The organism is Pseudomonas sp. Y3 TE3536, assembly GCF_053629175.1.
The window spans coordinates 1596741-1619435 of sequence record NZ_JBRJHU010000001.1 but is presented as its reverse complement, the minus strand read 5'-3'; the positions used below and the strand labels follow the sequence as shown (position 1 = coordinate 1619435).

Annotated in this window: 20 protein-coding genes; 12 read left to right on the top strand and 8 right to left on the bottom strand. The window is 61.9% G+C overall.

Annotated features, from left to right (window positions below):
• Positions 1-58: 58 nt before the first annotated feature.
• A complete protein-coding gene (locus tag AB7M33_RS07380) occupies positions 59-1957 on the top strand; it encodes a zinc-dependent metalloprotease family protein (protein ID WP_454242642.1) in 1899 nt (632 codons plus the stop codon).
• Positions 1958-2015: 58 nt separating this feature from the next.
• On the opposite strand, the gene AB7M33_RS07375 is transcribed toward AB7M33_RS07380, so the two are convergent.
• The 4 genes from AB7M33_RS07375 to choX form a co-directional block, all read right to left on the bottom strand.
• Positions 2016-2495, bottom strand: a complete 480-nt coding sequence (locus AB7M33_RS07375) for a thioesterase family protein (protein WP_454242641.1) — start codon at positions 2493-2495, stop codon at positions 2016-2018.
• Between the two features lie 10 nt (positions 2496-2505).
• Positions 2506-3471, bottom strand: a complete 966-nt coding sequence (locus AB7M33_RS07370) for an L-carnitine dehydrogenase (protein ID WP_099428108.1) — start codon at positions 3469-3471, stop codon at positions 2506-2508.
• Positions 3472-3488: 17 nt separating this feature from the next.
• A complete protein-coding gene (locus AB7M33_RS07365) occupies positions 3489-4373 on the bottom strand; it encodes a BKACE family enzyme (protein ID WP_099428109.1) in 885 nt (294 codons plus the stop codon).
• A gap of 121 nt (positions 4374-4494) precedes the next feature.
• Positions 4495-5439: a choline ABC transporter substrate-binding protein gene (gene choX, locus AB7M33_RS07360; protein WP_099428110.1), complete on the bottom strand. Its 945-nt coding sequence runs from the start codon at positions 5437-5439 to the stop codon at positions 4495-4497.
• 147 nt (positions 5440-5586) lie between these two features.
• On the opposite strand from choX, the gene AB7M33_RS07355 reads away from it, so the two are divergent.
• Entirely contained in the window at positions 5587-6531 is a 945-nt protein-coding gene (locus tag AB7M33_RS07355; protein WP_027594290.1) for a GlxA family transcriptional regulator, read from the top strand.
• Between the two features lie 154 nt (positions 6532-6685).
• Here AB7M33_RS07355 and AB7M33_RS07350 read toward each other — a convergent pair whose 3' ends face one another.
• The gene (locus AB7M33_RS07350; protein WP_027594291.1) at positions 6686-7087 is read right to left on the bottom strand and encodes a lysozyme inhibitor LprI family protein; all 402 of its coding nucleotides are present in this window, start codon (positions 7085-7087) and stop codon (positions 6686-6688) included.
• Positions 7088-7372: 285 nt separating this feature from the next.
• Here AB7M33_RS07350 and AB7M33_RS07345 point away from each other — a divergent pair, with 285 nt between their 5' ends.
• The 7 genes from AB7M33_RS07345 to AB7M33_RS07315 all read left to right on the top strand — a co-directional run bounded on the left by AB7M33_RS07345 (position 7373) and on the right by AB7M33_RS07315 (position 16556).
• Complete coding sequence (locus AB7M33_RS07345) at positions 7373-8350, top strand: dipeptidase (RefSeq protein ID WP_027594292.1); 978 nt, start codon at positions 7373-7375, stop codon at positions 8348-8350.
• A 76-nt stretch (positions 8351-8426) separates the two neighbouring features.
• A complete protein-coding gene (locus AB7M33_RS07340; RefSeq protein ID WP_027594293.1) occupies positions 8427-8957 on the top strand; it encodes a DUF5943 domain-containing protein in 531 nt (176 codons plus the stop codon).
• Positions 8958-8972: 15 nt separating this feature from the next.
• Entirely contained in the window at positions 8973-11033 is a 2061-nt protein-coding gene (dgcA, locus tag AB7M33_RS07335) for a dimethylglycine demethylation protein DgcA (RefSeq protein WP_027594294.1), read from the top strand.
• 177 nt (positions 11034-11210) lie between these two features.
• Positions 11211-13163, top strand: coding sequence for a dimethylglycine demethylation protein DgcB (gene dgcB, locus AB7M33_RS07330; RefSeq protein WP_454242640.1), 1953 nt, complete (start codon positions 11211-11213; stop codon positions 13161-13163).
• A complete protein-coding gene (gene etfA, locus AB7M33_RS07325; RefSeq protein ID WP_454242639.1) occupies positions 13163-14395 on the top strand; it encodes an electron transfer flavoprotein subunit alpha in 1233 nt (410 codons plus the stop codon). The genes dgcB and etfA overlap by 1 nt, the downstream gene beginning before the upstream one ends.
• Positions 14396-14405: 10 nt before the next feature.
• Entirely contained in the window at positions 14406-15176 is a 771-nt protein-coding gene (gene etfB, locus AB7M33_RS07320) for an electron transfer flavoprotein subunit beta (RefSeq protein WP_027594297.1), read from the top strand.
• Between the two features lie 489 nt (positions 15177-15665).
• Positions 15666-16556 carry an RHS repeat-associated core domain-containing protein gene (locus tag AB7M33_RS07315; RefSeq protein ID WP_454242638.1) on the top strand — a complete coding sequence of 297 codons (891 nt, stop codon included), beginning with the start codon at positions 15666-15668 and terminating at the stop codon, positions 16554-16556.
• Positions 16557-16710: 154 nt separating this feature from the next.
• On the opposite strand, the gene gbcA is transcribed toward AB7M33_RS07315, so the two are convergent.
• The gene (gbcA, locus tag AB7M33_RS07310; protein WP_027594299.1) at positions 16711-18003 is read right to left on the bottom strand and encodes a glycine-betaine demethylase subunit GbcA; all 1293 of its coding nucleotides are present in this window, start codon (positions 18001-18003) and stop codon (positions 16711-16713) included.
• 295 nt (positions 18004-18298) lie between these two features.
• Between gbcA and gbcB the strand changes: the two genes are divergently transcribed.
• Positions 18299-19399 (top strand): glycine-betaine demethylase subunit GbcB, encoded by a 1101-nt coding sequence (gene gbcB / locus AB7M33_RS07305; RefSeq protein WP_027594300.1) that lies wholly within the window; start codon positions 18299-18301, stop codon positions 19397-19399.
• 155 nt (positions 19400-19554) lie between these two features.
• Here the strand turns inward: gbcB and AB7M33_RS07300 are convergent, their stop codons facing one another.
• A complete protein-coding gene (locus AB7M33_RS07300) occupies positions 19555-20010 on the bottom strand; it encodes an REP-associated tyrosine transposase (RefSeq protein ID WP_454242637.1) in 456 nt (151 codons plus the stop codon).
• Between the two features lie 200 nt (positions 20011-20210).
• The gene (locus AB7M33_RS07295; RefSeq protein WP_454242636.1) at positions 20211-21836 is read right to left on the bottom strand and encodes a methyl-accepting chemotaxis protein; all 1626 of its coding nucleotides are present in this window, start codon (positions 21834-21836) and stop codon (positions 20211-20213) included.
• A gap of 278 nt (positions 21837-22114) precedes the next feature.
• Here AB7M33_RS07295 and AB7M33_RS07290 point away from each other — a divergent pair, with 278 nt between their 5' ends.
• Together AB7M33_RS07290 and AB7M33_RS07285 are read left to right on the top strand one after the other, a co-directional pair.
• Positions 22115-22345: a hypothetical protein gene (locus AB7M33_RS07290; RefSeq protein WP_027594302.1), complete on the top strand. Its 231-nt coding sequence runs from the start codon at positions 22115-22117 to the stop codon at positions 22343-22345.
• On the top strand, positions 22342-22644 hold the full coding sequence (locus AB7M33_RS07285) for a cell division protein ZapA (RefSeq protein ID WP_027594303.1): 303 nt from the start codon (positions 22342-22344) through the stop codon (positions 22642-22644). Before AB7M33_RS07290 ends, AB7M33_RS07285 begins: the two co-directional genes overlap by 4 nt.
• Positions 22645-22695: the final 51 nt, after the last annotated feature.

Genomic DNA, 22695 nt, shown 5'->3' with positions numbered 1-22695 from the left:
TAGGCGGTCGCAGCGTCAGCTGATTAATTCAGTTCCTCTATGCCACAGGAACTGAACCATGAAACAGATGCTGTCCAAAACCTGCCTACTGGGGGCGGGGCTGTTGTTCTCCTCGCTCTGCTATGCCTCATCGCCCTCTGCCCAACTCTTCTCGTTCGAGCAGCGCCACAGTGCCCTGCAATCGAAGCCTGCGGGTTATATGCGGACCTTGCTTGGCGACCCTGCTAATAAAGACGTCGTGCTGGTCGATGTGAAGCCGGAGCTCATCAGCCACGATACAAGTACATTGGCAATTACCTTGCCAGACGGCAAGACGGCGACTTTTAACCTGGAAACTTACACTGCCTTACCCGAGGGGCTGGAGGGTTGGGTGGGTTACAAACCGTCGGCTGTGAAATCGAAATCTGCCTCGGAACTCAAGTTTGACCCACTGTATTACCTGTCGATTGTGCGCCAAGGCGATCAGCTGGTAGGGGAGATCATGGTCAACGGGCAGCGTTACCGTTTGGAGTATGTGAGCCCGGGTCAGCATGCCCTTGTGGCTATCGATGAAGCCAAGCTTGCGCCCCAGGATGCCCACCCAGAGGCTAAGGCGGTAGCAGCGCAAGTGGCGAGTGTTCAGCCCCAAGCCACCTCTGAACACAGCACCATCCGCCTGATGTTCGTCACCACCCAACAATCGAGGGCCAAGTACCCCAACCCACGACTGACCTTCAATCAAGCGTTGCAAGACGTGAATCAGACCATGAAGAACAGCAAGGTCAACATCACCTTTGAGTTGGCCGGCATCTACGATGCCAATTACGATGAGTCGGGCAAGGAATATTCGAAGTTGCTCAACGACGTGACCTACTACATGAAGGACGTGGCGCAGGCCCGGGACGGCATGCTGGCGGACCTGGTCTCCATGATCGTGGTCAATAACGCCCTGTGTGGCGGCGGAAAGTTTGGGCCCTCCAAAGCCGCTGGGTTCACTGCGGTGACGTGCCTCTCTTCGCTGGCTCATGAAATTGGCCACAACTTCGGTATGGTGCACAACTCGGGTGGCGCAAGGACACCGTCATACATACATGGCTACCGCTGGAATCAGGGCCTCTTACCCTTCCGTACGCAAATGTCTTATGCATGCACAGGCCGTTCTTGCCCGCGCATTGCATACTTTTCCAATCCGCGCCTGAGCTATGCCGGCGTTTCCATGGGGACCGTCAAGGACAATGACGTTGCACGGGCATTGAATGAGCGACGTGGCATCGTAGAAAATTTTTATCCCTCTCCAGCCGACGCCGCCAAGATTAAAGTGTTCGAACAGTCCGGCTTCAGGGGCAAAAGTTGCGAGATGTACCTGCAGAAGGATAGCGTGACGACGGTGAAAGACAGCCTTTGTCGGTCACTGACCACCTCCCGCTCCGCTAAAATCGAAAACTTCCAGGCCGGCAACACGCTGTGCTTACGCAATACGGATGACTCCAGGAACCGCTGCTTTACGGGGGCTTACACGGGTAATTTCGAAATCAATAACTTTGACCTCGATTCGGCTTGGCCGGGCGAACTGAAGCGCAGCGTAAAAGGCTGGCCGATGAATGGGTCTGTGACCCAGCTCACTTACGAGAAAAGCGGTGACACCTTTGTTCGGCTTTATACGCAAGAGAACTTCAAGAGCCCGCTATGCACGGTTGCAGTAGGGGAGGGGAAAACGGTGACCCTGAACACCGAAGCCCAATGTCCTTCGAATGTTGGCAGGTCCCGTTCTGCGCAGGTGCTGGGTTTTGATGGCAGCAAAGTATGTTTCACCAACGCAGACGCCAAGAGAAAGCACTGTTACAGCGGCCAGTATCAGGGCGACTTCAGTATTCGTAACTATGACGTCAGCAACCTGAATTTACCCAAGGGCCTGGCGGCTACCAGAAGCGGCTATATGAACAGTAATGCCTATCGGATTTCAAAGGGCGCGGAGTAACACCGTTGCCCTGACCAGGCAGCTGACCCCCGGCGGCGTGAACCCCCGGGGTTGCTGTTCATTGGCTACCGGCGCTCAGCCCGATAGTGCGCCCGGCATAGGCCGGAGGCGGCAGGTCGCACTGCTCCTCTTCTAACGCCTGTAGCAGCGCGGTGCTGTTCTGCTCAAACGGAGCCGACTTCGGCCCCGACAGGTCAACGTGCAGCAGCAACTGCTCACTGGCCGCCAACGCCTCGTCAGAGCCGGCCCGATGTAGGCTGTGATAAAGGTGCAGGCGCTTGCGATCAAACCCGATGATCTGCGTCTGCACCCACACTTCGGTACCCAGCTTCACTTCATGCAGGTAGTTGATGTGCGCTTCGAGCGTGAACAACGAATGCCCACTTTGCCCGCGGCTGTCGGCATCCAGGCCGATACGCTCCATCAATGCATCGGTGGCATAGCTGAAAATCAGCAGGTAATAAGCATCGCGCAGGTGCCCGTTGTAATCCACCCAGTCCTCCTGGACCGGGGTGCGGTAGGTGATCAGTGCAGGCATTGCAGTCTCCTTAATCGCCAAAGGCCATGCCGTGCTTGGCCTTGCTGGTTTTCACCGCGTCCAGCACTGCCAGCAGGGTGTCATCACGGTAGCGCTCCAGCGCCGCAATGCTGCGTTCGCCCAGTTGGTCCGAGGTGCCGTCCACAACATCGTCGATCAGCTTGTCGGTCAACTCGGGGGCTGGCAAGTAGGTCCAGGGCAGTTTCAGCGCCGGGCCGAATTGCGACATGAAGTGGCGCATGCCAGCATCGCCACCGGCCAGGGTATAGGTGAGGAAGGTGCCCATGAACGACCAGCGCAGGCCAGCACCAAAACGGATCGCATCGTCGATCTCGCCGGTGGTCGCCACGCCGTCGTTGACCAGGTGCAGCGCCTCGCGCCACAGCGCTTCGAGCAGGCGGTCGGCAATGAAGCCGGGGACCTCCTTGCGCACATGCAGCGGGCGCATGCCGAGGGCGGTGTAGATGGTTTTTGCCGCGTCGATGGCCTCTGGCGAGGTGCGCTTGCCGCCGACGATTTCGACCAGCGGCAGCAGGTAGACCGGGTTGAAGGGGTGGCCAACCACGCAACGTTCAGGGTGGGTGGACGACTCGTAGAATTCACTGGGCAACAGGCCCGAGGTGCTGGAGCCGATGATCGCGTCAGGCTTGGCCGCTGCGCTGATCTTCGCGTGCAGGTCGAGCTTGAGGTCCAGGCGCTCTGGCGCGCTTTCCTGGATGAAGTCGGCGTCACGCACGCAGGCTTCGATGGTGCTGACGAAGGTCAAACGTTGCGGCGAAGCGCCTGGCGCCAGGCCTTGTTTTTCCAGCGCCGGCCAGGCGTTGGCGATGCGCTTGCGCAGGGCCTGCTCGGCGCCGGGGGCTGGGTCCCAGGCGACGACATCCAGGCCGTGGGCGAGGGCGCGAGCGACCCAGCCGCTGCCGATCACGCCACTACCCAGGGCGGCGAAGGTCTTGATCTTGGTGATGAAAGGCATAGCGGTCTCCAGTGGGATCAGCGGCGTTTGAGGTTCATTTTTTCCCGGCCCTCGGCCGGGGTCAGCACGCGGGCGCCGAGGCGGGAGATGATCTCCACCGCGCGCTCGACCAGTTGGCCGTTGCTGGCCAGCACGCCACGGTCCAGGTACAGGTTGTCTTCCAGGCCGACGCGCACGTTGCCGCCCAGCAGCACGGCCTGCGCGGCCATGGGCATCTGCATGCGGCCGATGCCGAAGCCGGCCCAGGTGACGTTAGCGGGCAGGTTGTCGACCATGGCCTTCATGGTGGTGGTGTCGGCCGGCGCGCCCCATGGGATGCCCAGGCACAGCTGGAACAGCGGGTCGTCGAGCAGGCCTTCCTTGATCATCTGCTTGGCGAACCACAGGTGGCCGGTGTCGAAGATTTCCAGCTCGGCTTTTACGCCCAGCTCGGTGATGCGCTTGGCACCGGCGCGCAGTTGGGCCGGGGTGGAGACGTAGATCGAATTGCCGTCGCCGAAGTTGAGGGTGCCGCAGTCGAGGGTGCAGATTTCCGGCAGCAGCGCTTCGACGTGGGCCAGGCGCTCCAGCGGGCCGATCAGGTCGGTGCCTGGGCCGAACTCCAGGGGCGTTTCGCCTGGGCCGATTTCCAGGTCGCCGCCCATGCCGGCGGTGAGGTTGACGATGATGTCCACGTCGGCTTCGCGGATGCGTTCCATGACTTCGCGGTACAGGTTCACGTCGCGGCTGAAGCGGCCGGTTTGCGGGTCGCGGACGTGGCAGTGGACCACGGTGGCGCCGGCTTTGGCGGCTTCGACGGCGGCTTCGGCGATCTGCTGGGGGGTGACTGGGACCAGGTGGCTTTTGGAGGCGGTGTCGCCGGCACCGGTGAGGGCGCAGGTGATGATGACGTCGTGGTTCATGGCGGTTCCTTGTGGTGTCGTTTCTGGCCTTTTCGCGGGTAAACCCGCTCCCACAGGGGAACGTGATGTCCCTGGCATGCGCTGTACCTGTGGGAGCGGGTTTACCCGCGAAGCGGCCGGATCAGTTGGCGGTAAGCTTGAGGTTGTCCGCAGCGGGCTTGCCATCGAAGGTGGTCACCCCTTCAAGCCAGCGGGCCTTGTCCTCGGGGTGGTCCTTGAGCCACTGGCGGGCCGACTCCAGCGCGTCCTTGTGGTCGAGCAGCGGCTGCATCATGCGGCTCTCGTCCTCGGCGCTGAAATTCAGGTTGGCCAGCAGGCGGTGAGCGTTGGGGCAGCGTTCGGCGTAGTCCGGCGCGGTGACTGTCCACACCGTGGCGCGGCCTTCATCAGGGCCGAGCGCGTCTTGGCTGTCGCCCAGGTAGGCCATGTCGATGTTCACGTTCATGGGGTGCGGCGCCCAGCCGAAGAACACCACCGCCTCCTTGCGCCGCACAGCACGGTCGACCGCGGCGAGCATGCCGGCCTCGCTGGACTCGACCAGCTGGAACTTGCCCAGGCCGAACTGGTTCTTGGCGATCATCGCCTTGATCTGGGTATTGGCCCCCGAGCCGGGCTCGATGCCGTAGATTTTCCCACCCAGTTCCTTTTCGAACTTGTGAATGTCGGCGAAGGTCTTCAACCCCTTGTCGGCCAAGTACTTTGGCACTGCCAGGGTCGCCCGGGCGTCTTCCAGGCTCGGTTTGTCGAGCACCTTGACCTGCTTGGCGTCGATGAACGGGGTGATGGTCTGGGTCATGATCGGGTTCCAGTAACCCAGGAACATGTCCAGGCGTTTGTCGCGGATGCCGGCAAAGATGATCTGCTGCGAAGCGCTGGTCTGCTTGGTCTGGTAACCCAGGCCGTCGAGCAGTACCTGGGCCATGGCGCTGGTGGCGATGACGTCGGTCCAGTTGACCACGCCCAGGCGCACGTTCTGGCAGGCGGCGGGCTCGGCGGCTAGAAGCGGGGTAGAGACGATGCTGCTCACGGCAAGGGTCAACAGGCTGCGGCGGATCAAGCTGTGCATGGTGGCTCTCCATCGGCAGTGCATATTGTTATGGGGATCGGTCTCTCTGGACCGTGTGAACACGCTACGCTGCTGTCGGGGTGGAAAATCGCACCCTGGCGACCAACACTTGCACCCTGGCGACCACCTTCACTGTGGAGCGATGCAATGCCGCAGATCATTCATTTCCTGTTGTTGCCCGGCTTCTCGGCCATGGGCTTTATCAGTGCCCTGGAGCCGCTGCGTGTGGCCAACCGCTTCAAGGGCCCGTCGTATCGCTGGCAGGTGCTGAGCCTGGATGGCGGCGCGGTGCAGGCCAGCAATGGGATGTCGGTGAACGCCGATGCGGCATTGGGCGCGGGCGAGGCGGGAGGCATTTTGCTGATCGTCGCCGGCTTCGAGCCTTTGGCTTGTTATGGGCCGCCGCTGCAGCAGGCGCTGCGCCGTCTCGATCATGACGGGGTGATACTGGGTGGCATCGATACTGGGGCGGTGGTGCTGGCCGAGGCGGGGTTGCTCGACGGCCACCGCGCGACCGTGCACTGGGAGGCGCTTGAAGCGTTCAAGGAAAACTACCCAGGTTTGCAGGCGACCCAAGAGTTGTTCGAAATCGACCGGCGGCGCATCACCTGCGCGGGCGGCACCGCCTCGATCGACCTGATGCTCGACCTGATTGCGCAAGCCCACGGCAGTGAGCTGGCGGTGCAGGTGTCGGAGCAGTTCGTGCTCGGGCGTATCCGCCCGCGACAAGACCACCAGCGCATGCAGATCGCCAGCCGCTATGGCATCAGCAACAAGAAGCTGGTGAAAGTGATTGGCGAGATGGAGCGCAATACCGAACAGCCTTTGAATACCCAAGTGCTGGCCGATGCGGTGCAGGTAACGCGGCGGCAGCTGGAGCGGCTGTTTCGGCTACACCTGGACGACACGCCCAGCGGGTTTTACCTGCGGCTGCGGTTGGACAAGGCGCGGCAGTTGTTGCGCCAGACCGACATGAGTGTGCTGGAGGTGGGGGTTGCGTGTGGGTTTGAGTCGGCGTCGTACTTTACCCGCTGTTACCGGGCGCGGTATCAGCGGTGCCCGCGGGAGGACAGATTAGCCCGGGCGGTTTGACCGGGCGCTGATCTTTGTAGGAGCGGCCTTGCGTCGCGAAAGGGTCGCGTAGCGGCCCCAAAATCTATGCTGCTATGGAGATCTTGTGGGCCGCTACGCGACCCTTTCGCGACGCAAGGCCGCTCCTACAGAGGATGGCGTTGCTAGTCGATGTTTACTGCTGCCCGATAGACTGCAGGTACTCCGACCGGTCATCACTGCGCTGCGCCACACAGGTGCCCCACGCCGCCTCGAACGCCTTGCTGCCAGGCTTCTCGGCAAAGGTCTCGACCTTGCAATCGGCATCGCGCAACTGGGCCCAGAGTTTTTCCGCCGCCTCCATGCGCCCCACCAAGGCATTGGCCTGGTCGGCTTCGTCGGCATACTGGTCGCGAATGCGCTGGATCAAGTCATCGTAAGCCGACTTCAGCTCCCGCTCGGCCGTCTGCTTGTTGAAGGCCGCGCACGCGTACGTCTGTTGGTCGGTCTCGACGTTGTCGCACGGGGTGCTTTCTTCCTCGCCGGCCTGGGCGCCCGACACGACGGCCAGCAGTACCAGGCATGCCATTGATTTCATCCTTTATCTCCTCAACAGGCTGACGAATCGCAGGGATTCTCGCTCAGCCGAAGGCAACGCGGTAGCTCCCTGACGAAATGTTCATGAAAGCGAGCAAAATGTCGTTATCGAGACTGTCTCTCATCGCCAGATAGCGTCGCAGAGGGCCTGTTGTCGCGCATTGACGCTTTCGGCAAACCCCCTGTCGTTTTTGCATCGGGGCGCCTCGGGGCACAGGCATATGCTGGCCCCAAAGCGCCGGCACAACGTTCGGCGTGACCCAACTCAATAAAAGGGGACAGCCTGATGAGCCCAGCCGAATTACACGCCGACAGCATCGTCATCGACGGTTTGATCATTGCCAAATGGAACCGCGAGCTGTTCGAAGACATGCGCAAAGGCGGCCTGACTGCGGCCAACTGCACGGTGTCGGTCTGGGAAGGGTTCAAGGCCACGGTCGACCAGATCGCCTCCAGCCAGAAGCTGATCCGCGACAACAGCGACCTGGTCATGCCGGTGCGCACCACCGCCGACATCCGCAAGGCGAAAGAACTGGGCAAGACCGGCATCCTCTTCGGCTTCCAGAACGCCCACGCGTTCGAAGACCAGATCGCCTACGTGGACGTGTTCAAGCAGTTGGGCGTGGGCATCGTGCAGATGTGCTACAACACCCAGAACCTGGTCGGCACCGGTTGCTACGAGCGTGACGGCGGCCTGTCGGGCTTCGGCCGCGAGATCGTCGCCGAGATGAACCGCGTCGGCATCATGTGCGACCTGTCCCACGTGGGCTCCAAAACCTCCGAAGAAGTCATCCTCGAATCGAAGAAGCCGGTCTGCTACTCCCACTGCCTGCCGTCGGGGCTCAAGGAGCACCCGCGCAACAAGTCGGACGAAGAGCTGAAATTCATCGCCGACCACGGCGGCTTCGTTGGCGTGACCATGTTTGCACCGTTCCTGGCCAAGGGCATCGATTCGACCATCGACGACTACGCCGAAGCCATCGAATACACCATGAACATCGTCGGTGAAGACGCCATCGGCATCGGCACCGACTTCACCCAGGGTCACGGGCAGGACTTCTTCGAATACCTGACCCACGACAAGGGCTACGCCCGTCGCCTGACCAACTTCGGCAAGATCATCAACCCGCTGGGCATTCGCACCGTTGGCGAGTTCCCCAACCTCACCGAGACCTTGCTCAAGCGCGGCCACTCCGAGCGTGTGGTGCGCAAGATCATGGGCGAGAACTGGGTAAACGTCCTCAAGGATGTCTGGGGCGAGTAAGCCGCTCTCCAAGCCTGAAAGCCCCTGCCAGCAACGCCGGGGCATCCCAATAAAAATTTTATGGAGTTGAGTTTCCATGGCCAAGATCGCCCCGCAATTGCCAATCGAAGTCGACAGTGAGACCGGTGTCTGGACCAGCGACGCCTTGCCGATGCTGTACGTGCCACGCCATTTCTTCGTTAACAACCACATCGGTATCGAGGAAGTGCTGGGCGCCGACGCCTATGCCGAGATCCTCTACAAGGCGGGCTACAAGTCGGCCTGGCACTGGTGTGAAAAAGAAGCCGAGTGCCATGGCCTGGAAGGCGTGGCGGTGTTCGAGCATTACATGAAGCGCCTGTCCCAGCGTGGCTGGGGCCTGTTCGAGATCCAGGACATCGACCTGGACAAAGGCACCTGCAGCGTCAAGCTCAAGCACTCCGCCTTCGTCTACGTGTACGGCAAGGTTGGCCGCAAGGTCGACTACATGTTCACCGGCTGGTTCGCCGGCGCAATGGACCAGATTCTCGCTGCCCGTGGCAGCAAGATCCGCACCGTGGCCGAGCAGGTCTATGGCGGGTCGGAAGAAGGCCACGAAGATGGCCTGTTCGTTACAAAGCCGTTGTAAGCCGGAGATAGCGTCATGGCATTCGAAGCAATGTTCCAGCCGATCCAGATCGGCAAACTGACCATCCGCAACCGCGTGCTCAGCACCGCGCACGCCGAGGTCTACGCCACTGACGGCGGCATGACGACCGACCGCTATGTGAAGTACTACGAAGAAAAGGCCAAGGGCGGCATCGGCCTGGCGATCTGCGGCGGCTCGTCCGTGGTTGCCATCGACAGCCCGCAAGAGTGGTGGGCGTCGGTCAACCTGTCGACCGACCGCATCATTCCACACTTCCAGAACCTGGCCGACGCCATGCACAAGCATGGCGCCAAGATCATGATCCAGATTACCCACATGGGCCGTCGCTCGCGTTGGGACGGCTTCAACTGGCCGACCCTGATGTCGCCGTCGGGTATCCGTGAACCCGTGCACCGCGCCACCTGCAAAACCATCGAGGTGGAAGAGATCTGGCGGGTGATCGGCAACTACGCGCAGGCTGCGCGTCGTGCCAAAGAAGGCGGCCTGGACGGCGTCGAACTGTCGGCCGTGCACCAGCACATGATCGACCAGTTCTGGAGCCCGCGGGTCAACAAGCGTACCGACGAATGGGGCGGTACGTTCGAAGGCCGCATGAAGTTCGGCATGGAAGTGCTCAAGGCTGTGCGCGCCGAGGTCGGCGACGATTTCTGCGTGGGCATGCGTATCTGCGGCGACGAATTCCACCCCGATGGCCTGAGCCACGAGGACATGAAGCAGATCGCCGCGTACTACGACGCGACCGGCATGCTCGACTTCATCGGCGTGGTGGGCTCGGGTTGCGACACCCACAACACCCTGGCCAACGTTATCCCGAACATGAGCTACCCGCCGGAGCCGTTCCTGCACCTGGCGGCCGGCATCAAGGAAGTGGTCAAGGTCCCGGTGCTGCACGCGCAGAACATCAAAGACCCGAACCAGGCTACGCGCATCCTCGAAGGCGGCTATGTCGACATGGTCGGCATGACCCGCGCGCACATGGCTGACCCGCACCTGATCGCCAAGATCAAGATGGGCCAGATCGACCAGATCAAACAGTGCGTCGGTGCCAACTACTGCATCGACCGCCAGTACCAAGGCCTGGATGTACTGTGCATCCAGAACGCCGCGACCTCCCGTGAATACATGGGCGTGCCGCACATCATCGAGAAAACCACCGGCGTCAAACGCAAGGTGGTGGTGGTTGGCGCCGGCCCTGCCGGCATGGAAGCCGCCCGCGTGGCGGCCGAGCGCGGCCACGACGTGACCCTGTTCGAGAAGAAAGACCAGATCGGCGGGCAGATCACCATCGCCGCCAAGGCACCGCAGCGCGACCAGATCGCCGGTATCACCCGCTGGTACCAACTGGAACTGGCACGCCTGAAAGTCGACCTGCGCCTGGGCACCGCTGCCAGCGTGGACGCGATCCAGGACCTGCGCCCAGACGTTATCGTGCTGGCGGTGGGCGGCCATCCGTTCGTCGAGCAGAACGAGCACTGGGGCGCGGCCGAAGGGCTGGTGGTCAGCAGCTGGGACGTACTCGATGGCAAGGTTGCGCCGGGCAAGAACGTGCTGGTGTACGACACCATCTGCGAGTTCACCGGCATGTCGACGGCGGACTACATTGCCGACAAGGGCAGCCAGGTCGAAATCGTCACCGACGACATCAAGCCAGGCGTGGCCATGGGCGGCACGACGTTCCCGACCTACTACCGCAGCATGTACCCCAAAGAAGTGATCATGACCGGCGACATGATGCTGGAAAAGGTCTACCGCGAAGGCGACAAGCTGGTGGCGGTGCTGGAGAACGAATACACCGGTGCCAAGGAAGAACGCGTGGTCGATCAGGTGGTGATCGAGAACGGCGTGCGCCCTGACGAGGAGCTGTACTACGCGCTGAAGGATGGCTCGCGCAACAAGGGCCAGATCGATGTGGAGGCGCTGTTTGCCATCAAGCCGCAGCCGATCCTCAGCCAGCCGGGCGAGGGCTACCTGCTGTACCGCATCGGCGACTGCGTGGCCCAGCGCAACGTGCATGCGGCGATCTACGACGCCTTGCGCCTGTGCAAGGATTTCTGATCGTTAACAGTCGCCGCCACTGAGCGCGGCCTCTGTGGGAGCGGGTTTACCCGCGAATGCGTCAGCTCTGACAACGCCGTTGCCTGACCGGACGCATTCGCGGGTAAACCCGCTCCCACAAGGGGCCAGTCTCGTCCTCAAGGCGGCGCAAGAATCCAGCTGTTGTGGGAGCCTCCCATGTTGAACACCCTTCTACCCATTCTGCTGTTCGCTGCCCTTGGCCTGGCGGTGCTCGGCGCCCTGCGCCGGGTGCGTATGTGGCGGCGTGGCCGAGCGTCCAAGGTCAATTTGATCGGCGGCCTGCTGGCCATGCCGCGACGCTACCTGGTCGACCTGCACCACGTGGTCGAACGCGACAAATACATGTCCAAGACCCACGTCGCCACAGCGGGCGGCTTTGTGCTGTCGGCGGCCTTGGCGATCCTGGTGCACGGCTTCGGCCTGCAGAGCAAGATCCTTGGCTACGCGCTGCTGGTCGCCACGGTGATCATGTTCACCGGTGCGATCTTTGTCTTCAAACGCCGCCTTAATCCACCCGCGCGCCTGTCCAAGGGCCCGTGGATGCGCCTGCCGAAAAGCCTGCTGGTGTTTGCTGCAAGCTTCTTCATCGCCACCTTGCCGGTCGCCGGCATTCTGCCCGCCAACACCGGTGGCTGGGTGATGGTCGGTGTGCTTGGCCTGGGTGTGCTGTGGGGCGTGTCGGAGCTGGTCTTCGGCATGACCTGGGGCGGCCCGATGAAGCACGCCTTCGCCGGTGCCTTGCACCTGGCCTGGCACCGCCGTGCCGAACGTTTCGGTGGCGGCCGCTCCACCGGCCTCAAGCCGCTGGACCTGGAAGACCCGAATGCGCCGCTGGGCGTGGAAAAACCGGTGGACTTTACCTGGAACCAGCTGCTCGGGTTCGATGCCTGCGTGCAGTGCGGTAAATGTGAAGCCATGTGCCCGGCCTATGCCGCCGGCCAGCCGCTGAACCCGAAAAAACTGATTCAAGACATGGTCATCGGCCTGGCCGGTGGCACCGACGCCAAGTTTGCTGGCAGCCCGTACCCGGGCAAGCCGATCGGCGAACATGGTGGCCACCCGCACCAGCCGATCGTCAACGGCCTGGTCGACGCCGAAACGCTGTGGTCGTGCACCACCTGCCGTGCCTGCGTCGAGGAATGCCCGATGATGATCGAGCACGTCGATGCCATCGTCGACATGCGCCGCCACCTTACCCTTGAAAAAGGCGCGACCCCGAACAAAGGCGCGGAAGTACTGGAAAACCTGATCGCCACCGACAACCCAGGCGGCTTCGCCCCAGGCGGGCGGATGAACTGGGCGGCAGACCTCAACCTGAAACTGCTGTCGGACGTGAAAACCACCGAAGTGCTGTTCTGGGTGGGCGACGGCGCCTTCGACATGCGCAACCAGCGCACCCTGCGCTCGTTCGTCAAAGTGCTCAAGGCCTCGGGTGTGGACTTTGCCGTGCTCGGCCTGGAGGAACGCGACAGCGGTGACGTGGCCCGTCGCTTGGGTGATGAAGCAACCTTCCAGCAATTGGCCAATCGCAATATCCAGACCTTGGCCAAATACACGTTCCAGCGCATCGTCACCTGCGACCCGCACAGTTTCCATGTGCTGAAAAACGAGTACGGCGCGCTGGGTGGGGATTACCAGGTGCAGCACCACAGCACCTACATCGCCGAACTGATCGCAGCCAAGAAGCTCAACCTCGGCCAACACAAGGGCGGCAGCGTCACCTACCACGACCCGTGCTACCTGGGCCGTTACAACGGTGAATACGAAGCGCCCCGTGAAGTGCTCAAGGCGTTGGGTATCGAAGTGCGCGAGATGGAACGCTCGGGCTTCCGTTCCCGTTGCTGTGGCGGTGGCGGCGGTGCGCCGATCACCGACATCCCGGGCAAGCAACGTATCCCCGACATGCGCATGGACGACATTCGCGAGACCCAGGCGGAGCTGGTTGCAGTGGGCTGCCCACAGTGCACCGCGATGCTCGAGGGCGTTGTCGAACCGCGCCCACAGATCAAGGACCTCGCCGAGTTGGTAGCCGATGTGCTGATCGAAGAGGAAACCCCAGCGGCCCCAAAGTCGCCAACGGTTAAACGTGAACCTGCGGAGGTGCACTGATGAGCGACATCATCCGCCGCGACCCACGCGCCGAGTGGATCGCCCGTAACCGTCTGCACCCGCTGCACGCGGCCATGCAGACGCAACAAACCAGCTGGATGGGGCCCAACGGCCTCATGCGCAAGAACCCGCATGCCATCGCCGCCGGTTTCATCGGCCCCAGTGGCATCAAGCGTATCGACCGCAGCGGTGCCCAGCAGGGCACGGGTGTGGGCGGGCGACGCACAGCGGCGGCGGCCGTCCAGTTGCCGCTGCACCAGGTGCCGGCGCCGGCGTTCTACATTGCCGTGGTGCCGGACATGGTCGGTGGCCGCCTGAGCAGCCACGACCGCGACCTGCTGGGCCTGGCCCATAGCCTGGCCGGCAACGACGGCGCAGTGTTGGCCGTGGTCTTTGGTGAACACAAGGAAAGCAACTTTTCCACAGCCGGCGTCGACCGCCTGCTGGTCATCGAAGGCGAAGCGTTCGAGGGTTATGCACCGGAGCAACTTGTGCAGGGGTTGCGGGCTGTGGATAACCAGTTCACGCCGCGCCACTGGCTGCTGCCCGACAGCCGCACCGGCGGCGGCGAGCTGGGGCGGCGCTTCGGTGCCGCCTTGGGCGAACGGCCCGCGACGCGGGTTTGGCAGGTTAAGGACGGCCAATGCATCGGCCGCGCCGGCGCGGGTCAACAGGACCTGCAACGCGCCGTGCCACGGTTGATCCTGGCTGCGGCGGAATGTGCGGAGCCGGTCAGCGAAACCCGTCACGAAGCGCTGCCGGCAGAGTTGTCCACAAGCGTCGCACGCAGCCTGTCGCGTATCGAAGACCTCGGCTCGGTGGCCGTGGACCCGGCCACCATTGCCATGGCCGAGTCCGAGTTCATCGTTTCGGGCGGTAACGGCGTCAAGGACTGGGACCTGTACCACAAGGCAACTGCGGCCCTCGGCGCCACCGAAGGCGCCTCGCGGGTGGCGGTGGACGACGGCTTCATGCCGCGCAACCGCCAGGTCGGTGCTACCGGTACCTGGGTCACGGCACGGGTGTACGTGGCTGTGGGTATCTCTGGCGCGATCCAGCACCTGCAGGGCATCGGTGCCTGCGACAAGGTGGTGGCGATCAACATGGACCCTGGCTGCGACATGATCAAACGGGCTGACCTGTCGGTGATTGGCGACAGTTCGGCGATTCTCAAGGCGCTGATCGAAGCTGTGGACAACTTCCGCAGCGGCGGCCAGCGCGACGCGGCATAAGGGCACGAGCATGAGTACGAAAGTCATCAGCCTGGTTTCCATCGGTGCTCACCCAAGCTCTGGCCGCGCGCGCCGCGCCGAGCAAGATGCCCGCGCCGTGGAGCTGGGGTTGCAGCTGGCTGGGGATAACTTGCAGGTGGTGCATGCCGGTGACCCGCGGGAAGAGGCGCTGCGGGCCTATCTGGGCATGGGGCTGGAGCACCTGGACGTACTGGAACAGCCAGCCGGGGCGGATGTGTTGGGCGTGCTTGGCGACTACCTGCGCGACGCTGGCGCCCAGCTGGTGCTGACCGGGACTCAGGCCGAAACGGGCGAAGGTTCGGGCATGTTGCCGTTCCTGCTGGCCGAGAAGCTGGGCTGGCCGTTGATCGTTGGCCTGGCGGAAGTGGAGTCGATTGAAAATGGCACCGCTCAGGTGCTGCAGGCACTGCCACGCGGGCAGCGGCGTCGCCTGAAGGTGCGCCTGCCGTTGTTGGCGACTGTGGATAACGCCGCGCCCAAGCCACGCCAGAGCGCGTTCGGGCCGGCGCGGCGGGGTGTGTTGGCAGCGCGTAACGTGGCGATTGTCGAAGACGACCTGCTGGCCGAGGCAGAGCTGCAACCGGCCCGCCCACGGCCCAAGCGACTGAAGGTGATCAAGGCCAAGAGCGGCGCCGACCGGATGAAAGCGGCTACAGCCAAGGCCAGTGGCGGTGGGGGTAAGGTGCTCAAGGATGTATCGCCGCAAGAGGGCGCCGAGGCAATCCTCAAGCTATTGGTGGAGGAAGGGGTCCTGCGCTGAATTATCTGCCGTGCATCATGCGCGCACTTTGTAGGAGCAGCCTTGCGCTGCGAAGAGGCCGGTAAATGCACAGTGGATCTTCGCTGCTGTCACGGGCCTCTTCGCAGCGCAAGGCTGCTCAGGGCCGGTTCGGTGGCCACGTTGAATGCCGGAAGGTCAATTCAGGGCAGGAATTTTACCCACGAAATCTGTTCGCCAAGGTGTGGATAAAGTGTTTGCGCTTCGCTACAAGGCGCGGAACTCGGGGCTTACGCTGGGTTGATCAAAAAGTGAGCATAAGTGCCATACAGAGAAGTTCTTGAGCGTTATCCACAGTTTTACTTGGCAGACCGAGCTTCTGCACGGCGTCACTGTGGGTGAACCTGTGGATAAGGTGTTGGAAAGTGCAGAAGCGTCTTGGAACAGTTTGACCTGGCATTTTTGACAGTTTCTGAAAGTGCCCGCCGGTATTAAAGTCGTCGTCACGCCTGTCGAGACGTGAGTCGACCTATGAACCGTGCCCAGTTGTTGATGACGGATATGCAGCGATCTGCCGTGATGGGGTCAGGCGCAAGCTCGAAAATGAGGGCTTACACGCCATATGGGTACGCTCTACTCGGTGCTGGGCCGATCACCGCCTTCGCAGGCGAACGTCATGACTCAACTTCCGGATGCTACATACTCGGCAATGGCTACAGGTCATACAGTCCTGGCCTGCTGCGTTTCCTGAGCCCGGATACGCTCAGCCCGTTCGACCTAGGCGGGTTCAATGCCTATGCATATTGCGCCGGTGATCCTGTCAATCGTAGTGATCCGTCAGGGAGAGGTCCGCTGGACTGGTTGGTGCAAGCAGTCTTCGGGGTTGGCAACGCGACAACGATCGCCGCAGCAGTCAGCTTCAGTGCCAGCCGCCATGCCATTCCTCCTGCTCAAGCCGTCACCCGCTTGCAGGCCTTCACTGATCGCGCCATAGCAAATGCATTGACTCTAGGTGGCAGTGCTGGGCTGGCCGCACGTTACTTCACGGCACGCGCAATGATGGATCCCTCTCGTGCAGCGATGTTCAATCATCAAGCTACGACCGCGAACCTCGTGTCTGGTGTGTTGGTAGGTTCGGCAACTGTGGTCTACGAAGGTAGGGCAGCGATTCGCTGGGTGAATCAGTCTAGAGCCGCAGGGCGAAGACCTGGCCAAGCTCTGGCGCGGGGCGCCTATGAGTCTACAAACGCCGATCTAATTGTTGGCGCAGCGCGGTCAGTGGCACGCGGGATTGCAAGCGTAGCCAGTGCAGTAGGGGATGCCGCGCGTGCTGTGTATCGGAAATTCAAATGGTGGGACGCGGGCGATAAGAACACCGAGGTTAGGATGCAGGGGAAATTCACTAAGCATAACGAGCCGTGAGCATCGTCAATGCCTGAGCATGAGCACTTGAATGGGGCTTGTTCACCCTATGCAGACTCACGTCGTTCAGGTGGCCGTGCGCTGGCCTTCTGCGGCGAACGTCGCGACGGTCGCCCAGGCAGCCGCATCTGCTGCCACCCGGGCTTGTATCAACTTACTGCGCCTGCACTTCCTTCAAATACGGCGCTGGCTCCGCCCCCAGGTTCTCCAGCACCCGCTGGCTGTACCAGTCGATGAAGTTCACCACACCAAACTCATAAGTCTTCGAGTACGGCCCTGGCTGGTACGCCGTGGAGTTGATCCCACGCTGGTTCTCTTCCGCCAGGCGGCGGTCCTGGTCGTTGGTGGCGTCCCACACCTTGCGCATCTGCGCAGGGTCGTAGTCGACGCCTTCAACCGCATCCTTGTGCACCAGCCACTTGGTGGTCACCAAGGTCTCCTGGGCGCTGATCGGCCACACGGTGAAGACGATCATGTGATCGCCCATGCAGTGGTTCCACGAGTGCGGCAGGTGCAGGATGCGCATCGAGCCGAGGTCCGGGTTCTTGATGCGGCCCATCAGCTTCTGGCAGGCCTGCTTGCCGTCCATGGTCATCGACACGGTGCCCTTGAGCAGCGGCATGCGCACGATGCGGTTACGCAGGCCGTGGCTCTTGTGCAGGTACGGGATTTTCTCGGCGTCCCAGGCAGCGGCAGAGGCGGCCACGTGGTCCTTGAATTCCTGGCTGGCACGCGGGTCGTTGGTGTCGTCCCATTCAAGCAGGGTCTTCAGCAGCTCGGGGTGCGAGCCGCTGCAGTGGTAGCACTCGCGGTTGTTTTCCAGTACCAGTTTCCAGTTGGCCTTTTCCAACAATTGGGTCTGCACCGCGATCTTGGTGTTCTCCATGTCGTACGGTTCCATGTAATGGTCCAAAGTGGCCAGGAACTCGTCGATGGCTGGCGGGTTTTCCGCCAGGCTGATGAAGATGTAACCCCCCGCGACCTTCACGTTCACAGGCTTGAGGCCGTATTCCTTCATGTCGAAGTCGGCGCCCATTTCGGTGCCGGCGAACAGCAGGCGGCCGTCAAGCTCGTAGGTCCACTGGTGGTAATGGCAGACCAGCTTGGCCACCTTGCCCTTGTCGCTGGTGCACAGGCGCGAGCCGCGGTGGCGGCAGACGTTGTGGAAGGCATGCACCTTACCTTCGGCGCCACGGATGACGATGATCGGGTTCTTGCCGATCTGCAGGGTGATGAAGTTGCCTTTGGCCGGAATCTCGCAAGTCATGCCGGCGATCAGCCACTCTTTGTGGAAGATCTCCTGCATGTCGATCTGGAACAGACGCTCGTCGGTGTAGAAAGGCTGGGGCAGCGAGTAGGTGCGCTCGCGGGTTTGCAGCATCTCGGCGGTGGCCTTGCGTGCTGCTTCCAGTGGATCGCCCAGGCTCAGGGTTGCGGTGACGTCCATCGTGTGGTCCTCGGGGCCGTGTGCGGCCGGCAAAAGGTGGCTAATCATTGTTGTGGTGCCGCAAGGCTGTCGTTAAAAAAACAGCAGGTTCTTTTGCCGTGGAGTGTGCGTCCGAAGGCGTCGTGAACCGTATCCATGGGCGACATGGCCGATTTGAATAACGACGCCACAGCCCTTGTAGCATGGGGCTGGTCGCGATAAGTACGCCGATGTCGCAGGCAGGAATGTACGTCGCCTTCAGCTTGCGCATTATCGACGCCATAAAAAGGCCAATAGTCGGCTGCTGGAGATGAACATGTCCGATACCTTCCTCAATCCGGTCACCACCCAGACCTGGGCCAACGGCCGCCACATCGTGCGCTGCGTCAAGGTCATTCAGGAGACCTGGGACGTGCGCACCTTCTGCTTCATGGCCGACCAACCGATCATGTTCTTCTTCAAGCCAGGGCAGTTCGTCACCCTGGAGCTTGAGATCGAAGGCAAGCCGGTGATGCGCTCCTACACCATCTCCAGTTCGCCGTCGGTGCCTTACAGCTTCTCGATCACCGTCAAGCGGGTGCCGGGCGGGCATGTCTCCAACTACCTGCACGACACCATGCACGAAGGCGCCGAACTGCCCGTGCACGGGCCGGTGGGGTTGTTCAACGCCATCGACTTCCCGTCGGGCAAGGTGCTGTACCTCTCGGGCGGTGTCGGTATTACCCCGGTAATGTCGATGGCGCGTTGGTTCTACGACACCAACGCCAATGTCGACATGGTGTTCGTGCACAGCGCCCGTTCGCCGAAAGACATCATCTTCCACCGCGAGCTGGAACAGATGGCCTCGCGCATCCCCAACTTCAGCCTGCACATCATTTGCGAGAAGCACGGGCTGGGCGAGCCGTGGGCGGGTTACCGCGGGTACCTTAACCAGCGCCTGATGGAACTGATCGCGCCCGACTACATGGAGCGCACGGTGTTCTGCTGCGGCCCGACGCCGTACATGACCGCGGTCAAACGCATGCTGGAAGCCGTCGGCTTCGACATGAAGAACTACCACGAAGAATCGTTCGGCGCGACGCCCGCAGAAGCCAAGGCCGATGCCGTGGAGCATGCCGAGCAGGCCGCGGATGCACCGGAAGTGGATGTTTCGGACCTCAACCTGGTGGAGTTCATTGGCAGTGAGAAGAGCATCCGCATCGCCCCGGGCGAGACCGTGCATGCGGCGGCGGCGAAAGTTGGGCTGATGATCCCCAAGGCTTGCGGCATGGGCATTTGCGGGACATGCAAGGTGCTCAAGCTGGGTGGCGAGGTGGAGATGGAACACAACGGCGGGATTACCGAGGAAGACGAGGCCGAGGGGTACATCCTGTCGTGCTGCAGTGTGCCGAAAGGGGATGTGCGGATCGATTACTGATCCGTAGATCAAAGGGGCCGCTCCCACAGGTTCACCGCAGGCTTGAGGGTTGTGGGGACTTGTGGGAGATCCAAGGGGCCGCTCCCACAGGTTCACCGCAGGCTTGAGGGTTACGGTGATTTTTGTGGGAGCGGGCTTGCCCCGCGAAGGGGCCATCAGATCCACACAGCATCCCAATGTGGATAATCGCCAGCACGGTCTACAAGCCCTGCTCTTATGGGGTTGGCAACGATGTACCTCGCCATTTGCAGCACACTCTCCTCCCGGCGCAAAGCCCGGTCCTGATAGCCCGGCTGCCATATCTTTTCGCGCCGCATACCCCGCTGATAAAGCGCATGACTGCTGCGCGACTTGAACCTGCGCATCAGGCAGTACAACGTGCCACTTCGCAATTCGATCAGCCAATGCACATGGTCAGGCATTACTACCCAGGCCAAGGATTGGCAATGCCCATCGAGCTCGGCCTGTCTCAGTTGTTGGATCACGCCTCGGGCAAACTGCAGTTGAGTGAAGATCCGCTTGCGTTCAAGAGTGACCGTGGTCAGCAGGTATATCCCGCCCGGCTGAGAAAAACGGCCACGGCGCAGTAGGTGGGATTGGGCACGGTCCATGTGAGGCTCCCTGAAATAAGATTCAGGTGAAACACTAGGTTAGCGGGTAGTGGCCAGAGACTGAAAATGGTTGCTGGATGTTGGAGGTAGGGCAGTGCCGGCCCTTTCGCGGGGCAAGCCCGCTCCCACAGGTTCACCGAGTACTTCAGGCTTGCGCATAACCTGTGGGAGCGGGCTTGCCCCGCGAAAGGGGCCGCAGGTCAGGTACGGAAGCGCGCTACCAGCCCATTCAAATCCACCGCCAACCGCGACAACTCGGCACTCGCCGCGCTGGTCTGATGCGCCCCGGTCGCGCTCTGCACCGACAGGTCATTGATATTCACCAGGTTGCGGTCCACCTCGCGGGCCACCTGGGCCTGCTCTTCCGCCGCGCTGGCAATCACCAGGTTACGCTCGTTGATCTGCGCCACCGCACCCGCAATGGTATCCAGCGCCATGCCCGCACCCCGGGCGATATTCAAGGTCGACGCGGCACGTTCGGTGCTGGTGCGCATCGACTCCACCGCCTCTTCGGTCCCGCCCTGGATGCTGCCGATCATCCGCTCGATTTCGCTGGTCGACTGCTGGGTACGATGGGCCAATGCCCGCACTTCATCCGCCACCACGGCAAAGCCGCGGCCTGCCTCACCGGCACGGGCCGCTTCGATCGCGGCATTGAGCGCTAGCAGGTTGGTCTGGTCGGCCAGGCCGCGAATCACATCCAGCACTTTGCCGATGTCACGCGACTGCTCGGCCAGGTGAGTGATCAGCGTGGCAGTGGCCTGCACATCACCGCTCATGCGCTCGATGGCGCCGACGGTCTCCAGTACCAGGTCGCGCCCGTCGCCGGCCGAACGGCTGGCTTCACCGGAGGCCTCCGAGGTGCTGACTGCATTGCGCGCCACTTCTTCCACGGCGCTGGTCATCTCGGTGACCGCAGTGGCGGCCTGCTCGATTTCGTTGTTCTGCTGCTGCAAGCCACGGGCGCTTTCGTCGGTGACGCTGTTGAGCTCTTCCGCCGCCGAGGCCAGTTGGGTTGCCGAACCGGCAATCAATTGCAGGGTGTCGCGCAGTTTCTCCTGCATGCGGGCCATGGCGCGTAGCAGGCGCGCGGCTTCGTCGGTGCCTTCGGCACGGATGACGTGGGTGAGGTCGCCGTCGGCCACCTGCTCGGCGCATTTGAGCGCCTCTTCAATCGGTTTGACGATACTGCGGGTCAGCAGGAAGGCGCACAGCAGGGTCAGCACCGTGGCTGCGATCAACAGGCCAATCACCAGGGCGAAGGCAGAGGCGTACTGGCTGGCAGCGGTTTCATTGGTGGCGCGGGTCTGGTCGGTGTTGATGCGCACCAAGGTGTCCATGACCTTGTTGATCTGCTCGGAGTTGGCCAGCAGGTCGCGGTTGAGCAGGTCGCGCAATTCGTCGGTGCGGCCTGCCTGGCTCAGGCTGCGCATGCGCGCCTCCAGCTGGCGGTACTGATTGAGCAGTTGGCTGTATTGATCGTAAGCCGCTTGCTCGTCGCGTGCGCCGATCATGGGCTCGTAGGTACGGCGCGCCTGGTCGATCTGGGTGTTGCGTTGGTCCAGCAGGTTGAGGGTGTCGCGCTGCGTCTCTGGGTCGCGGTTGAGCAGCAGGCGATAGGAAAGGGTGCGCATGCGCAGGTTCAGCGCAGTAAGTTCGTCCAGCGTCTTGATGCTGGGCACGCTGATGCTTTCGATGGCAACGCCGGCCTGGCGGATGTTGCCCATCTGCATCAGCGAGAAGATGCCGAGGCCGAGCATCAACAGGCCGATCAGCGCGAAGCCGAGCAGCGCGCGCGGGGCGATATTCATGTTGCGTAGGGACATGAGGGGCGTAATCCAGGCAAGGGGAAGAGGTCGCAGGGGATGGCGACGAAATATGACTTGCCTGGCTATCGGTCGTGACTGGTCAGTCTTGAGCGAGACCGGTGAAAATTGTGAGCGCGCTAACCTTTTCCTGACCGGCGGTTGATCCAGGTCGGAACAAGCGGGCGCTTACCCTGTCAATCTGCGGGTTAGAAACCTTAAGAATCCGATATTTAATGGCGAGGACTCACGCTTTTCTTTATCGTGTGCGGCCTTTGCAACAACCTGAGATAGACCCCATGCTGGAAGCCTCCCTGAATCAAATCGAGCAACTGGTCAGCGACCTGATGCAGAAAAACGCTCAACTCACCGAGCAGAACACTACCCTGGGTCAGCAATTGGCACAGGCCAAGGAAGAAAACGAGACCCTGCAGCTGTCGCTGATGGAGCAGGAAGAGAAGAACGGCGCCACCGCCGCGCGCATCCAGGCGCTGGTTGACCGCGCCAATGCGGGTGTCGTCAACGCATGAGTCTGCAAGCGCAGCCGGTCAATGTCGTGTCGATCCTCGGCAGCGACTATTCGATCAAGGCGCCCGAAGGCCAGGAAGAAACCCTGGCCCAGGCGGTGCGGATGCTGAACACCGCCCTGGCCGAGACCAAGCGTTCGTACCCGACCCTGATCGGTGACAAGCTGCTGGTGCTGGCGGCCCTGAACCTGTGTTCCAAGCAGGTTGAGCTGCAAAAAGAGCATCAGCAGACGCTGGCGCGTACCCAGGCGCAGATCGACGCCACGGTGGACGCGATCGTTCGGACTATCGCCGAACAATAAAGCACTCCGCGATCCCTTGTAGGAGCAGCCTTGTGCTGCGAAGAGGCCGGT